This is a genomic window from Salmonella sp. 3C (genome assembly GCF_025426275.1).
GTDB lineage: Bacteria > Pseudomonadota > Gammaproteobacteria > Enterobacterales > Enterobacteriaceae > Salmonella > Salmonella enterica.
Map to the genome: position 1 here is coordinate 4,283,285 of NZ_CP104858.1, position 13,554 is coordinate 4,296,838.

The 13,554-nt window shown below is 54.0% G+C and carries 12 protein-coding genes; 11 read left to right on the forward strand and 1 reads right to left on the reverse strand.

All coding sequences use genetic code 11. The annotated features are described in order from the left end of the window. Window positions 1-24 precede the first annotated feature (24 nt). The 11 genes from N7E69_RS20700 to clcB all read left to right on the forward strand — a co-directional run bounded on the left by N7E69_RS20700 (window position 25) and on the right by clcB (window position 12,782). Window positions 25-333: a DUF1161 domain-containing protein gene (locus N7E69_RS20700; protein ID WP_000975514.1), complete on the forward strand. Its 309-nt coding sequence runs from the start codon at window positions 25-27 to the stop codon at window positions 331-333. 156 nt (window positions 334-489) lie between these two features. Continuing rightward, entirely contained in the window at window positions 490-2,928 is a 2,439-nt protein-coding gene (gene ynfE / locus N7E69_RS20705; RefSeq protein WP_001117609.1) for a selenate/tellurate reductase subunit YnfE, read from the forward strand. Window positions 2,929-3,026: 98 nt separating this feature from the next. Beyond that, a complete protein-coding gene (gene ynfF, locus N7E69_RS20710) occupies window positions 3,027-5,462 on the forward strand; it encodes a selenate/tellurate reductase subunit YnfF (RefSeq protein WP_039507061.1) in 2,436 nt (811 codons plus the stop codon). Window positions 5,463-5,472: 10 nt separating this feature from the next. After that, the gene (dmsB, locus tag N7E69_RS20715) at window positions 5,473-6,090 is read left to right on the forward strand and encodes a dimethylsulfoxide reductase iron-sulfur subunit DmsB (RefSeq protein WP_000213062.1); all 618 of its coding nucleotides are present in this window, start codon (window positions 5,473-5,475) and stop codon (window positions 6,088-6,090) included. Window position 6,091: 1 nt separating this feature from the next. After that, on the forward strand, window positions 6,092-6,949 hold the full coding sequence (locus N7E69_RS20720; protein WP_000534697.1) for a dimethyl sulfoxide reductase anchor subunit family protein: 858 nt from the start codon (window positions 6,092-6,094) through the stop codon (window positions 6,947-6,949). Between the two features lie 42 nt (window positions 6,950-6,991). Then, window positions 6,992-7,606 (forward strand): Tat proofreading chaperone DmsD, encoded by a 615-nt coding sequence (gene dmsD, locus N7E69_RS20725; protein ID WP_000206571.1) that lies wholly within the window; start codon window positions 6,992-6,994, stop codon window positions 7,604-7,606. A 304-nt stretch (window positions 7,607-7,910) separates the two neighbouring features. Further along, window positions 7,911-8,621 carry an osmoprotectant ABC transporter permease OsmY gene (gene osmY, locus N7E69_RS20730; RefSeq protein WP_000557304.1) on the forward strand — a complete coding sequence of 237 codons (711 nt, stop codon included), beginning with the start codon at window positions 7,911-7,913 and terminating at the stop codon, window positions 8,619-8,621. Window positions 8,622-8,649: 28 nt separating this feature from the next. Continuing rightward, complete coding sequence (osmX, locus tag N7E69_RS20735) at window positions 8,650-9,552, forward strand: osmoprotectant ABC transporter substrate-binding protein OsmX (RefSeq protein ID WP_001211193.1); 903 nt, start codon at window positions 8,650-8,652, stop codon at window positions 9,550-9,552. 9 nt (window positions 9,553-9,561) lie between these two features. Next, window positions 9,562-10,209, forward strand: a complete 648-nt coding sequence (gene osmW, locus N7E69_RS20740; protein ID WP_000379673.1) for an osmoprotectant ABC transporter permease OsmW — start codon at window positions 9,562-9,564, stop codon at window positions 10,207-10,209. Beyond that, window positions 10,209-11,357 (forward strand): osmoprotectant ABC transporter ATP-binding protein OsmV, encoded by a 1,149-nt coding sequence (gene osmV / locus N7E69_RS20745; RefSeq protein WP_000593089.1) that lies wholly within the window; start codon window positions 10,209-10,211, stop codon window positions 11,355-11,357. The genes osmW and osmV overlap by 1 nt, the downstream gene beginning before the upstream one ends. 135 nt (window positions 11,358-11,492) lie before the next feature. Continuing rightward, window positions 11,493-12,782 (forward strand): voltage-gated ClC-type chloride channel ClcB, encoded by a 1,290-nt coding sequence (clcB, locus tag N7E69_RS20750; RefSeq protein WP_000554906.1) that lies wholly within the window; start codon window positions 11,493-11,495, stop codon window positions 12,780-12,782. Here clcB and bioD read toward each other — a convergent pair. After that, window positions 12,738-13,433, reverse strand: a complete 696-nt coding sequence (gene bioD / locus N7E69_RS20755; RefSeq protein ID WP_000919233.1) for a dethiobiotin synthase — start codon at window positions 13,431-13,433, stop codon at window positions 12,738-12,740. The genes clcB and bioD overlap by 45 nt on opposite strands. Window positions 13,434-13,554: the final 121 nt, after the last annotated feature.

Below are 13,554 nucleotides of genomic sequence, written 5' to 3' on the forward strand. Positions count from 1 at the left end.
CATCGTCATTAATCACAGGAGTTCATGATGAAAATCGCAACTGCAATAGCCGCTCTGGCGTTAGTCAGCGCCCCCTCGCTAGTAATGGCGGCACCGGGATCGTGCGAGAGAGTAAAAAGCGATATTGAACAACGTATCATCAATAACGGCGTGCCGGCGGATAATTTTACGCTCACTATCGTTCCTAACGACCAGGCCGATCAGCCGGACTCACAGGTGGTGGGCCATTGCGCGAACGACACGCATAAAATTCTTTATACCCGCACCAACAGCGGCAATGCGCCAGCCAATACCTCTCCCGCTCAGGACGGTTCATCCGCCGAACCGCAATAACCTCCTCCTGCCCTCCGGGTCCGGAGGGTAACGCTCTTTGACATGGATTAATAATCCTTACTCCCAAAGGGGTAAACTCATTACATCATTAGCATGTTAATAATTTCGTTATAGTTATCAATATATAGCGAAATAATAACGACAATGGAGTGAGTGATGCCCGGAGAAAAGCAACAAACAGGCGTTAGCCGCAGGACGTTAGTGAAATCAGCGGCGCTTGGCTCACTGGCGCTGGCTGCCGGAGGCGTATCTTTACCGTTTGGGATGCGTACCGCGGCCGCGGCGGTGCAGCAGGCTATGCGCAACGAAGAAGATAAAATCGTCTGGGGCGCCTGTTCGGTCAACTGCGGCAGTCGCTGCGCCCTGCGTCTGCATGTAAAAGATAATGAAGTCTGGTGGGTTGAAACTGATAACACTGGCGACGATGTCTACGGCAATCATCAGGTTCGCGCCTGCCTGCGGGGCCGTTCAATCCGTCGGCGTATTAACCATCCGGATCGCCTTAACTATCCCATGAAACGCGTTGGCCGCCGCGGCGAAGGCAAATTTGAACGCATTAGCTGGCAGGAAGCACTGGACACCATTAGCGCCAGCCTGAAAAAGACCGTAGAGACCTACGGCAATGAAGCCGTTTATATCCACTATTCATCCGGCATCGTAGGCGGCAACATAACCCGCTCGTCGCCTGCCGCCTCGCCGGTGAAGCGTTTGATGAACTGCTACGGCGGTTCGTTGAATCAATACGGCTCATACAGTACCGCGCAAATTTCTTGCGCCATGCCCTACACCTATGGTTCCAACGACGGCAACAGCACATCTGATATCGAAAACAGTAAACTGGTGGTCATGTTCGGCAATAATCCGGCTGAAACACGCATGAGCGGCGGCGGCATTACCTGGTTTCTGGAGCAAGCGCGTGAACGCTCAAATGCGCGCATGATCGTAATAGATCCGCGCTATACCGATACCGCTGCCGGACGTGAAGACGAGTGGATACCGATTCGCCCCGGCACCGATGCCGCGCTGGTGGCGGGAATTGCCTGGGTATTGATTAACGAAAATCTCGTTGACCAGCCTTTTCTCGATAACTATTGTATCGGCTACGATGAAAAGACCCTTCCGGCTGACGCGCCCCCCAATGGCCATTATAAGGCTTATATTTTGGGCCAGGGCGAGGACGGTATCGCCAAAACGCCGCAGTGGGCATCGCATATTACCGGCATCCCCGCCGATCGGATTATCAAACTGGCGCGCGAGATAGGCAGCGTCAAGCCGGCCTACATCTGTCAGGGTTGGGGCCCGCAGCGTCAGGCGAACGGCGAACAAACCGCTCGCGCCATCGCCATGTTACCGATTCTGACCGGCAACGTCGGCATTCATGGCGGTAATAGCGGCGCACGCGAATCCACTTACACCATTACCATTGAACGTCTGCCGGTCCTGGAGAATCCCGTTAAAACCACCATCTCCTGCTTTAGCTGGACGGACGCCATTGCGCGCGGCCCGGAAATGACCGCCCTGCGCGACGGCGTACGCGGCAAAGATAAGCTGGATGTCCCGATCAAATTTCTATGGAACTACGCTGGCAACACCCTGATTAATCAGCATTCGGATATTAATAAAACCCATGAAATTCTTCAGGATGAAACGAAATGCGAAATGATTGTGGTCATCGACAATTTTATGACCTCTTCCGCGAAGTACGCCGATATTTTACTGCCGGATCTCATGACCGTCGAACAGGAAGATATCATCCCCAATGATTACGCCGGCAATATGGGATATCTGATTTTTATCCAACCGGCGACGACGCCTAAGTTTGAACGCAAGCCCATCTACTGGGTACTCAGCGAAATCGCCAGACGCCTCGGCGACGATGTGTATCAGCGGTTTACCGAAGGCCGTACACAGGCGCAATGGCTGCAATATCTGTACGCCAAAATGCAGGCAAGAGATCCGGCATTGCCCGCGTATGACGATCTGAAAAAAATGGGCATCTATAAACGCAAAGATCCCAACGGCCACTTTGTCGCCTATAAAAAATTTCGTGAAGATCCGCAGGCCAATCCGTTAAAAACGCCGTCCGGTAAAATCGAAATCTACTCAAGCAAACTCGCTCACATCGCCAGTACCTGGGAGCTGGCGGAAGGCGACGTGATAAGCCCACTGCCGATTTATACCCCTACTTTTGAAGGATGGGACGATCCGAAGCGGAGCACCTTCCCGCTACAGCTGTTTGGCTTTCACTATAAATCCCGTACCCATTCAAGCTACGGCAATATTGATGTTCTGCAGGCCGCCTGTCGCCAGGAGGTGTGGATAAATCCGCTCGATGCGCAAAAACGTGGTATCGCGAATGGCGATAAGGTTCGCGTCTTTAACGATCGTGGAGAGGTGCGTCTACCCGCCAAAGTCACGCCGCGTATTCTGCCGGGCGTCAGCGCGATGGGTCAGGGCGCATGGCATAATGCGGATATGGCTGGCGATAAAATTGACCACGGCGCCTGCATCAATACGCTCACGACGCTGCGTCCTTCCCCCCTGGCAAAAGGGAATCCTCAACATACAAATCTGGTGGAAATCGAAAAAATCTAAGCCGCCTGCTCCGGGACGTTTTTACGCGCCCGGAGCTCCCCGTTTTGCGAACACAACGACATTTAAAACTCTTTTTTGGATGAGCATAGTGAGCTGTTATGAAAATCACCAACCCTGAGGCATTAATGGCGGCCAGTATCAGCCGACGAAGCCTGGTGAAAACCTCCGCTATCGGTAGCCTTGCGCTTGCCAGTAGCGCTTTCACCCTTCCGTTCTCCCGCATCGCACACGCCGCAGCAGACCTCGCATCCGGCAATGTGGCAGAAAAAGCGGTCTGGAGTTCATGTACCGTTAACTGCGGCAGCCGCTGCCTGCTGCGCCTACACGTAAAAGATGACACCGTATATTGGGTTGAATCAGATACCACGGGCAACGATGAATATGGCAACCATCAGGTACGCGCCTGCCTGCGCGGCCGTTCTATTCGTCGCCGGATGAATCATCCCGATCGCCTGAAATATCCGATGAAACGCGTTGGTAAACGAGGAGAAGGCAAATTCGAACGTATCAGTTGGGATGAAGCGTTGGATACCATCGGCGATAACCTGAAACGTATCCTCAAGGACTACGGCAACGAAGCGGTACATGTCCTTTACGGTACCGGCGTGGACGGCGGCAATATTACCAATTCTAACGTACCGTATCGCCTGATGAACGCCTGCGGCGGCTATCTCAGCCGTTACGGTAGCTACAGCACCGCCCAAATCAGCGCGGCCATGAGCTATATGTTCGGCGGCAACGACGGCAACAGTCCGGATGATATCGCCAATACAAAACTGGTGGTGATGTTTGGCAATAACCCCGCGGAAACACGTATGAGCGGCGGCGGCGTGACATACTATGTCGAACAAGCGCGCGAGCGCTCCAACGCCCGGATGATCGTGATTGACCCGCGTTATAACGACACTGCCGCCGGCCGCGAAGACGAGTGGCTGCCGATTCGCCCTAGTACCGATGGCGCGCTGGCGGCGGCAATCGCCTGGGTGCTGATTACCGAAGATCTTATTGATAAACCGTTTCTGGATAAATACTGCATCGGCTACGACGAAACCACTCTGCCCACCTCGGCCCCGCGTAACGCGCACTATAAAGCCTATATTTTGGGTCAGGGCGACGACGGTATTGCTAAAACGCCGCAATGGGCCGCGCAGATTACCAGTATTCCGGCGGAAAAAATCATTCAACTGGCGCGGGAAATCGGCTCGGCGAAACCGGCTTACATTTGCCAGGGCTGGGGACCGCAACGCCACTCTAACGGGGAGCAGACCGCACGCGCAATCGCCATGCTGTCTGTACTCACCGGTAACGTCGGCATAAATGGCGGTAATTCCGGCGTGCGCGAAGGCACCTGGGATCTGGGCGTCGAATGGTTTTCTATGCTGGAGAACCCGGTAAAAACCCAGATTTCGGTCTTTACCTGGACCGACGCTATCGATCATGGCGCGGAAATGACCGCCACACGCGACGGCGTGCGGGGAAAAGACAAGCTCGACGTGCCGATCAAATTTTTGTGGTGCTACGCCAGTAATACGCTGATCAATCAGCATGGCGACATCGCCCACACCCACGAGGTGCTTCAGGACGACAGTAAATGTGAAATGATCGTCGGCATCGAGCACTTTATGACCGCGTCGGCAAAATATTGCGACATTCTGCTGCCTGATTTAATGCCGACCGAGCAGGAAGATCTGATTTCCCACGAATCCGCAGGCAATATGGGCTATGTCATTCTTGGTCAGCCCGCCACCTCGCCGAAATTTGAAAGAAAGCCCATTTACTGGACGCTCAGTGAAGTGGCTAAACGGCTTGGTCCGGACGTATACCAGACCTTCACAGAAGGCCGCACGCAGCATGAGTGGGTCAAATACCTGCACGCAAAAACCAAAGCGCGTAACCCGGAAATGCCGGATTACGAAGAGATGAAACAGACAGGGATTTTCAAGAAAAAATGCCCGGAGGAGCACTACGTCGCTTTCCGCTCATTCCGCGAAGACCCTGCCGCCAACCCACTGAAAACGCCGTCCGGTAAAATCGAAATCTATTCCGAGCGTCTGGCAACCCTCGCCAACACGTGGGAGCTGAAGAAAGATGAGATTATCCATCCTTTACCCGCCTATACGCCAGGCTTTGACGGTTGGGACGATCCGCTTCGTCAGCGCTACCCGCTACAGCTAACCGGCTTCCACTATAAAGCGCGTACCCACTCCAGCTACGGCAATATCGACATCCTGCAACAGGCGTGTCCGCAGGAGATCTGGATCAACCCGATTGATGCGCAAGCGCGCGGCATTCAGCATGGCGACACCGTGCGGGTCTTTAACCAGAATGGAGAGATGCTCATTCTGGCAAAAGTCACGCCGCGCATATTGCCTGGCGTCACCGCTATCGGCCAGGGCGCCTGGTTAAATGCCGACATGTTTGGCGACAAAGTCGATCGCGGCGGCTCCATTAACATTCTGACGTCGCACCGGCCTTCCCCACTGGCGAAAGGTAATCCGTCACACAGTAATCTTGTTCAGGTTGAAAAGGCGTAAGGAGTAACCGATGACAACCCAGTATGGATTTTTTATTGATTCCAGTCGTTGCACCGGTTGCAAAACCTGCGAACTGGCCTGCAAGGACTACAAAGATCTCACTCCCGACGTCAGTTTCCGGCGGATATATGAATACGCAGGTGGCGACTGGCAGGAAGATAACGGCGTCTGGCACCAGAACGTCTTTGCCTATTATCTCTCCATTTCATGCAACCACTGCGAAGACCCGGCCTGTACCAAAGTCTGCCCGAGCGGCGCGATGCACAAGCGCGATGACGGTTTTGTGGTGGTGAACGAAGAGGTCTGTATCGGCTGCCGCTACTGCCACATGGCCTGCCCGTACGGCGCGCCGCAGTACAACGCCGCCAAAGGTCATATGACTAAGTGCGACGGCTGTCATGATCGCGTCGCCGACGGCAAAAAGCCGATTTGCGTGGAGTCCTGCCCGCTGCGGGCGCTGGACTTTGGCCCGATAGACGAACTGCGTAAAAAACACGGAGAGCTGGCTGCCGTCGCGCCGTTGCCGCGCGCGCATTTCACGAAGCCGAATATTGTGATTAAACCGAACGCCAACAGCCGCCCGACCGGGGACACTACCGGTTATCTGGCCAATCCGAAGGAGGTATAAGATGGGAAGTGGATGGCATGAATGGCCGTTGATGATCTTCACGGTCTTTGGTCAGTGCGTGGTCGGCGCGTTAATCGTTAGCGGACTGGGCTGGCTGACGGCAAAAGACGATACCATCGCCCGTCAGCGCATCGTGCGTAGCATGTTTTTTCTGTGGCTGGTGATGGGACTAGGATTCCTCGCGTCGATTATGCATCTCGGCTCGCCGATGCGCGCGTTTAACTCGCTTAACCGCGTAGGCGCTTCCGCACTGAGTAATGAAATCGCCGCAGGATCGGTGTTCTTTGCCGTAGGCGGCATCTGGTGGCTGGTGGCGGTACTCGGTAAAATGCCCCCGGCGCTGGGTAAAGTGTGGCTGCTGGTCAGTATGGCGCTCGGCGTTGCATTCATCTGGGCAATGACGCTCGTTTATCAGATAGATACCGTGCCAACCTGGTATAATGGCTACACCACGCTGGCCTTTTTCCTCACGGCATTCCTGTGCGGCCCGGTGTTTGCGGCGCTACTGCTACGCATCGCGCGCGTCCCATTTTGCAGCGTGACGTTTGCCAGTATTAGCGGCCTAGCATTGGTGGTGTGCGTGGCGGTCATCGTACTACAAGGACTGTCTCTCTCAACCATTCACAGTTCCGTGCAACAGGCCAGCCATCTCGCGCCGGATTACGGTATGCTACAGGTCTGGCGCATTGTCTTGCTTGCCGCCGGATTAGGCTGCTGGCTATGTCCGCTAATCCGTCGCCGCGAACCGCATACCGTTGGTTTGCTGCTCGGTGTCGTGCTGGTGCTGGCGGGCGAAATTATTGGCCGCGGACTTTTTTATGGCCTGCATATGACCGTAGGTATGGCCATCGCAGGTTAATTTATGCGTGCGGGGCGACCCGCACCTTTCGGGATTGTTTGAATGACCACTTTTTTACAACGTGATGATTTTTCAGTAACGGCGCGTGTTCTTGGCGCGTTGTTTTATTATTCGCCGGAAAGCCACGAAACCGCTCCTCTGGTTCAGGCGCTATTAACCGACGACTGGCAGGCGCAGTGGCCGCTTGATGCCGAGGCGCTTGCGCCTGTGGCGGCTATGTTTAAGACCCACAGCGAAGAGTCGTTGCCACAGGCCTGGCAGCGTCTGTTTATCGGCCCTTACGCTCTGCCGTCTCCGCCGTGGGGTTCCGTCTGGCTGGATCGTGAGAGCGTATTATTTGGCGATTCTACGCTGGCGCTACGTCAGTGGATGCGCGAAAACGGAATTCAGTTTGAAATGCAACAAAACGAGCCAGAAGATCATTTTGGGTCGCTGTTGCTGCTGGCGGCCTGGCTTGCCGAGAATGATCGTCATCATGAATGCGAACAACTCCTGGCCTGGCATCTGTTTCCGTGGTCGTCCCGCTTTCTGGACGTATTTATCGATCATGCCGGGCATCCGTTTTATCAGGCGTTGGGGCAACTGGCGCGTCTGACTCTGGCGCAATGGCAAGCTCAACTTATTATTCCCGTCGCTGTAAAACCGTTATTCCGTTAATCCCCACAAAAGGCAGGATTTTACCTGCCTTTTCTCCCATTGCGGCCTATTTTTATCTACAAAAAGTGACAACGTCACACTACATTTCTGTTTTTAAGATAATTCTTTATCGTGAATGTTTACGCTAAGCCGCATAAGGGCAAAGCATAATTGTTAATAGATGTTTAATAGTGTTAAACATCACGCTTCGCTGGAATCCTTCCCAACCTGTTGCTATAGCTCAAAGTACCCTGCCGGAACATGGCATAACAACACGCGACTCTTAACGTCGCCATAACACATGCAAACAGGGAGACACACCGCAATGCACACCCTCACCCTAAAACGTGTACTTGGGTTCACTATCGTCATTTTGCTGTTACTGGCGCTGTTTATCTGGGGAATCGGTCTGGAGACGCTGAAAGCGCGTCAGGTCGATCTGCTGTATCTCGGGCAACGGCATTTGATGCTGGTCTTTACGTCCATGTTTTTTGCTTTACTGGTCGGTATCCCGAGCGGGATTTTACTCAGCCGACCTGCGGCAAAAGGATTTGCTGAATATGTCATGCAAATCTTTAATGTTGGTAATACCTTGCCGCCGCTGGCCGTTCTGGCCTTAGCGATGGTGATTATCGGGATCGGCGATACGCCCGCCATTGTCGCGCTATTTCTGGCCTCCCTTCTGCCTATCGTCCGCAATACCTATGCGGGCCTCTGTTCCGTTCCCGCCTCACTGATTGAAGCGGCGAACGGGATTGGGATGACAAAATGGCAGCGGCTTCGTCAGGTAGAGCTACCTAATGCGTGGCCAGTGATGCTGTCCGGTATTCGCATCGCGACCGCCATCAATGTCGGCACCGCGCCGCTGGCCTTTCTGATCGGCGCCAGCAGCTACGGCGAGCTGATTTTCCCGGGAATTTATCTCAACGATTTTCCGACGTTGATCCTCGGCGCAACGGCCACGGCGTTATTCGCGCTGATTCTTGACACTCTGCTTGCCTGGTTTGGGCGACGCCTTAGCCCTCATACCGTCTGAACGCATAAATAACAATAAGGAGCGTTAAATGAGATTCAAAAAACACCTGTTGGGATGGCTTGCCGCAACGCTGTTGTTCAGTAGCCAGACGCAGGCCGCGCCGCTGGTTCTCGCCACCAAAAGCTTTACCGAGCAGCATATTCTTTCCGCTATGACCGTTCAGTATTTGCAGAAGAAAGGCTTTCAGGTTCAGCCGCAAACCAATATCGCCGCGGTGATTTCACGTAATGCGATGGTGAATAAACAAATTGATATTACCTGGGAATACACCGGTACATCGCTGATTATTTTCAACCGTATCGATAAGCGCATGAGTCCACAGGAAACCTACGACACGGTAAAACGCCTGGATGCGAAGCTGGGCCTGGTATGGCTCAAACCGGCTGACATGAACAATACTTACGCGTTCGCGATGCAGCGCAAACGCGCCGAGTCGGAAAATATCACCACCATCTCGCAAATGGTGGCAAAAATCGAACAGGTCCGGCAGAACGATCCTGACCACAACTGGATGCTCGGTCTCGATCTGGAATTTGCCGGGCGCAGCGATGGGATGAAGCCCCTTCAGCAAGCCTACCAAATGCAGCTTGATCGCCCGCAAATACGACAGATGGACCCAGGGCTGGTCTATAACGCCGTTCGGGATGGGCTGGTTGACGCCGGGCTGGTCTATACCACCGACGGACGGGTGAAAGGGTTTGATCTGAAAGTGCTGGAAGATGATAAAGGCTTCTTTCCAAGTTACGCTGTCACGCCCGTGGTGCGTAAAGAGGTGCTGGAAGCCAATCCTGGCCTTGATGACGCCTTAAACACCCTTTCCGGCCTGCTCAATAACGATGTGATATCGACCCTAAACGCCCAGGTCGATATCGAGCATCGCACGCCGCAACAGGTAGCCCATCAATTTTTGCAGGACAAAGGTCTGCTGTAAGGAGCGCCTATGGATACGATACATTATATGCTGGATAATGCAGGCTATCTCGCCAGCCTTACCTTTCAGCATCTCTGGCTGGTCGCGCTGGCCGTCGGTCTGGCGATTATCATCGGCGTACCGTTAGGCGTTTTGATTGTACGCCACAAATGGCTGGCAATGCCGGTATTGGGCGCCGCCACGCTACTTCTTACCATTCCGTCTATCGCGCTGTTTGGATTAATGATCCCGCTCTTTTCGCTGATCGGGCATGGTATTGGCGTTCTGCCCGCTGTGACGGCCGTTTTTCTCTACTCTTTACTGCCGATTGTCCGTAATACCCATACTGCGCTTGATAGTTTGCCGCCCGGTCTGCGTGAAGCGGGACGCGGCATCGGTATGACTTTCTGGCAACGGCTGCGCTGGGTCGAAATCCCAATGGCCCTACCGGTTATTTTCGGGGGTATCCGCACCGCGGTAGTGATGAATATCGGCGTGATGGCGATTGCCGCGGTGATCGGCGCTGGTGGTCTGGGGCTGCTACTGTTAAACGGCATTAGCGGCAGCGATATTCGCATGTTAATTGCCGGCGCGCTAATGATCTGTCTACTGGCAATTGTACTTGACTGGCTGTTGCATCGTCTGCAAGTCGTACTGACACCTAAGGGGATACGATAATGATAAAACTGGAAAATCTCACCAAACAATTTGTACAGAAAAAGGGTCAGCCGCTAAAAGCCGTCGACAACGTCAACCTGAACGTGCCGGAAGGCGAAATGTGCGTCTTACTCGGTCCCTCCGGCTGCGGCAAAACCACCACGTTAAAGATGATCAACCGGCTGATCGCGCCCAGCAGCGGTAATATTCTTATCAACGGCGAGAATACCAACGATATGGATACGGTAACGCTACGCCGCAATATTGGGTATGTTATCCAGCAGATCGGCCTGTTTCCTAATATGACGATTGAAGAAAATATTACCGTTGTGCCGCGCATGTTGGGTTGGGACAAAGCGCGCTGCAAGCAACGCGCCGAAGAGTTGATGGACATGGTGGCGCTGGATGCCAGAAAATTTCTGCATCGCTATCCAAAGGAGATGTCCGGGGGACAGCAACAGCGTATTGGCGTGATCCGCGCTCTGGCCGCCGATCCGCCGGTACTGCTGATGGATGAGCCCTTCGGCGCGGTGGACCCCATTAACCGCGAAGTGATCCAGAACCAGTTTCTGGATATGCAGCGTAAGCTAAAAAAGACCGTGATGCTGGTCAGCCATGATATCGACGAAGCGCTAAAGCTCGGCGACCGTATCGCCGTGTTCCGTCAGGGGCGAATTGTACAGTGCGCCAGTCCTGATGAACTGCTGGCCAAACCGGCTAACGAGTTTGTCGGGTCGTTTGTCGGTCAGGACAGAACGTTAAAGCGTTTGCTACTGGTCTCCGCGGGCGATGTTACCGACCAACAGCCAACCATTACCGCGCGGCCTTCCATGCCGTTAAGCGAGGCATTCGGCATTATGGATGATCACGATATTCGCGCCATTACCGTCATTGACAACGACGGTAAGCCACTGGGATTTGTGAAGCGCCGGGAAGCGCGGAACGCCAGCGGAATCTGCGCCGATATCACCCATCCTTTCCGTATTACGGGCAAAGCGGAAGATAATCTGCGTATTGTGCTGTCCAGATTGTACGAAAGTAATACTAGCTGGATGCCGATCGTTGATGAAGACGGACGCTATAACGGTGAAATCTCTCAGGATTACATCGCCGATTATCTCAGCTCAGGCCGCACGCGTCGGGCGCTAAATATTCACGAAAGCAGCTAACGTTGCCGCCGGATGGCCTCTCGCTATCCGGCAGTATCATTATTGTACGCAATATTATATCGCACATAGTGCTTTTGCGTCTGACGCCATTTCCCCGCAGAATAGGCTATCCTGAAACTCCCTATTTACCCGCTCATGCATCGTTTACACGCTTACCCGGATCTGCGAGCGATGTTTCGTCGCCTGCTGATCGCTACGCTCATCGGTATTCTCGCGGCGCTGGCTGTCGCCGCCTTCCGTCATGCGATGCAATTGCTGGAGTGGATTTTCCTGAGTAATGACACCGGCAGTCTGGTGAATGCGGCTGAGGGGCTTTCGCCCTGGCGACGGCTGATTACGCCAGCGCTTGGCGGCCTGGCCGCTGGTCTGTTGCTGTGGGGGTGGCAAAAAATGAACCAACAGCGCCCCCATGCGCCCACTGACTATATGGAAGCATTGCAAACCGACGGGCAATTTGACGTTGGCGCCAGTCTGGTGAAATCGCTGGCCTCGCTGCTGGTCGTGGTCAGCGGCAGCGCAATTGGTCGCGAAGGCGCAATGATCCTCCTCGCCGCGCTGGCGGCATCCAGCTTTGCCCGACGCTTCACGCCGCGTGAGGAATGGAAATTATGGATCGCCAGCGGCGCCGCTGCGGGCATGGCGGGCGCTTACCATGCGCCGCTGGCGGGCAGCCTGTTTATCGCGGAAATCCTGTTCGGTACCTTAATGCTGGCTTCCCTCGGCCCGGTTGTCGTTTCCGCCGTCGTCGCCCTGCTAACCACCCATCTATTAAACGGTAGCGATTCACTACTCTATACCGTACATCTGACCGTTGATCTCCACGCGCGGGAGTACGTCATGATAGTCAGTACCGGCCTGGTCGCCGGTCTGTGCGGTCCATTACTGATGTGGCTGATGACGGCCAGCCATAATAGTTTCTTACGCTTAAAACTGTCCCCGCCCTGGCAACTGGCGTTGGGCGGGCTTATTGTCGGATTACTGTCGTTACTCACGCCCACGGTATGGGGAAACGGCTATAGCGTCGTACAATCATTTTTGCTCTCTCCGCCGCTATTCTCGCTGATTGGCGGAATTTTTGCGTGCAAAATCCTGGCGGTGCTCGCCAGCAGCGGGTCTGGCGCGCCGGGCGGCGTCTTTACGCCAACATTATTTGTCGGATTATCAATTGGAATGTTTCTGGGTCGGATATGGGGATTCTGGCTGCCAGGCTCGGATGAAATAGCGATTTTATTGGGGCTGGCGGGTATGGCGACGCTACTGGCGGCGACAACCCATGCGCCGATAATGTCCACCCTGATGATTTGTGAAATGACCGGCGAGTATCAGTTACTCCCCGGTCTGCTGATTGCCTGTGTAGTCGCGTCAGTGCTCTCGCGAACGTTACGCCATGATTCTATCTACCGCCAGCACGCTGCCGAGCATTGACAAACGAATATACTGCCCCAGCTCACGCTGCTCGGCGCGCGGCAGGTACGGTAGCTCGCCAATCAGCGGCGCTGGCAGTTTTTTCCCAAGCACATCAATAATTTCAGCATAATGCGCCAGGCCAGGATTGATACGATTCGCCACCCAGCCAATTAAGGGCAGTCCATCATTAGCGACAGCTTGCGCAGTCAGTAGCGCATGATTAATGCACCCCTCCTGAATCCCTACCACCATCAATACCGGTAACTGTTCCTGTACCACCCATTCAGACAATGGACGTAAATCATTCATCAAACTACGCCAGCCACCAGTGCCCTCCACAACAACGTGGTCCACTTTATCGCTCAGGCTCGCCAGACCGTTGGACAGCAAGGTGTAATTTATAGGACAGCTATGCGCGACGCTGCTTTCTTCTTCGCTTAACGCGATCGGATTAATCGCCTCATACGGCAACTCCAGCGAAGAGACGCTTTGCAATACCAGCGCATCTTTGTTGCGCATCCCTTCTGCAGTCTCTTTGCTCCCTTTAGCGACAGGTTTATACCCTGCAACGCTCTTACCACTCGACGCTAACGCTTGTAGTAATGCGCGGGAAACCACCGTCTTCCCAACAGAAGTGTCTGTACCTGTAATAAAGAAACGCTTCAGCATCACTAACTCCACCGTTATGCTTCGAAAATATAAGCCAGGAAAATAATACAGTGGAGAAAGTCTAAGATATGGCAAGGGCAATCAGCTTGAGTTAGCGCAAATTTTTGTACAACAGTTAAAA